The organism is Flavobacterium sp., from assembly GCF_040382755.1.
Taxonomy (GTDB): Bacteria; Bacteroidota; Bacteroidia; order Flavobacteriales; family Flavobacteriaceae; genus Flavobacterium.
Map to the genome: position 1 here is coordinate 1 of NZ_JBEIET010000226.1, position 1,924 is coordinate 1,924.

The window sequence follows — 1,924 nt, forward strand, 5'->3', positions numbered from 1 at the left end:
GATGATTTTAATTCTGCAAGTTGATGCGATTGTGATGTTAATTGCCCTTCTAAATTGCTTTTTTCAGCATTAGACTGGGTTTTTGAAAGTAGCTTTCCAATGTAAAAACCAATGGCTAAAGCAATTAAAATGGCGAATACTAAGATAATAGATGTGTTCATTTTCGGATTAAAAATTTGTTAGATAGTAAAATTACTATTTTTTTTAAATTTTTCCTCAATTAAAAAAATAAAACACATAAGTTCTTCTAATTTTTAATTTTCTATTATTCTAAATGTTTAGAATTAAAACTATTTTTGCACTATGAAGATACACCAGCATTTTATTTTACACAAGCCGCACGGATTTATTAGTCAGTTTATTTACGAATTAAAGCGAAATAAAAGAAAACTGGGTGAATTATATAATTTTCCAGAAGGCACAATGGCTATTGGCAGATTAGATGAAGATTCTGAAGGGTTATTATTACTAACAACTGACGGAATGATGAGTGAATTGGTAAGAAGTAAAAAAGTGGAAAAAGAATACTATGCGCAAGTTGATGGAATTATTACATTGGAAGCTGTTGAACAACTGAAAAATGGAGTAGAAATTGGTTTTCACGGTAAAAAATATATAACAAAAAAATGTCAAGCAAAATTAATTGATAATCCAACTCACATTGGTGAAGGCAGAAGAATTAGAGACGAGCGACACGGTCCTACAAGTTGGGTTTCTTTAACCTTAACCGAAGGAAAATTTAGACAAGTACGAAAGATGACTTCAGCCGTTGGATTTCCAACCTTACGGTTAATCAGAGTTCGAGTTGGGAATATTGAATTAGATAATTTAAAAGCTGGCGAAGTAAAAGAAATTTTTAAGGAAAGTTTTGATAGGATTTTGGAGTAGATTTTACCATTAAGACATTAAGTAAATTAAGATTTTTAAAATCAGTTAAACTATTCTTAATTTCTTAATGGTGAGTTTTCTATCTCACAATAAACTTACCGTAAGTTTTATCAAAAACAATATGCTCATCTTTAAATAACGTATCAAAAACACCTTTTTCAATTAAATTACAAGGTTGATCTTGAATACAAAAACCTTCTGTCATTACTATCATTTCATCAGAAAGTTGAATGGCCAAATCAATATCGTGAGTTGAAAATAAAATACATTTTTCCGATTCGTGTGCCAGTTTCTGTAATAATTTAAATACCGAAACTTTGTGAAATAAATCCAAATGGGTTGTGGGTTCATCCAAAATAATTAAATCAGTATCTTGCGCTAAAGCTCTTGCAATTAAGACTTTTTGTAATTGCCCGTCTGAAATTTCGTAATGTTTTTTTTCTGTTAAATGTTCAATATTGGTGAGTTGAATAGCTGTTTTAATTTTCGAATAATCATCATCAGTTAAATTGCCAATCCAATTGGTATAGGGTTGTCTGCCTAAAGCAATTAATTCCCAAACGGTTAAATTACTACTTGGTAATTTATCGGTTAAAACCAAACTTTGTTGTTGTGCCAAATCCGAATTATCCATTGAAAAAATGTCCTTTTCATTCAAAAAAACTTCACCCGAAATAGGTTTTTGAATAGCTGTAATTGTTCGTAATAAAGTCGATTTTCCAATACCGTTTCCACCAATTAATGTAATTAATTTTCCTTTGTTTAAAGAAATAGAGATGTCAGTCGCAATGGTTTTTACTTCTTTCTTGGAAGTATAACCAATGGATAGATTTTTGGTTTGTAATATGTTAGTGTTATTATTCATCATATAATTCTAACTGATTCCTCTTTTTCTTATCAACAACCAAATTACTATTGGTGCTCCTAAAATTGATGTAATTGCATTAATTGGCAATGTAAAATCGAATCCGGGTAATTGTGAAACAGTATCACAAATAAGCATAATTACCGCACCTAAAATCATCGTAGAAAAAAA

3 protein-coding genes are annotated in these 1,924 nt (G+C 29.8%); 1 reads left to right on the top strand and 2 read right to left on the bottom strand.

Features of this window, described 5'->3' with window-relative positions; translation table 11 throughout:
* Positions 1-303 precede the first annotated feature (303 nt).
* Positions 304-888: a pseudouridine synthase gene (locus ABWO04_RS11500; protein ID WP_353079829.1), complete on the top strand. Its 585-nt coding sequence runs from the start codon at positions 304-306 to the stop codon at positions 886-888.
* A gap of 79 nt (positions 889-967) precedes the next feature.
* On the opposite strand, the gene ABWO04_RS11505 is transcribed toward ABWO04_RS11500, so the two are convergent.
* Entirely contained in the window at positions 968-1,753 is a 786-nt protein-coding gene (locus ABWO04_RS11505) for an ABC transporter ATP-binding protein (protein ID WP_353079830.1), read from the bottom strand.
* A gap of 9 nt (positions 1,754-1,762) precedes the next feature.
* A partial coding sequence (locus ABWO04_RS11510) for an iron chelate uptake ABC transporter family permease subunit (RefSeq protein WP_353079831.1) occupies positions 1,763-1,924 on the bottom strand: 162 nt, incomplete at its 5' end.

Excerpts from the sequence above, each read along its gene's own strand:
- ABWO04_RS11500 (WP_353079829.1), top strand. The coding sequence starts at position 304 with ATGAAGATACACCAGCATTTTATTTTACACAAGCCGCACGGATTTATT.
- ABWO04_RS11505 (WP_353079830.1), bottom strand. The coding sequence starts at position 1,753 with ATGAATAATAACACTAACATATTACAAACCAAAAATCTATCCATTGGT.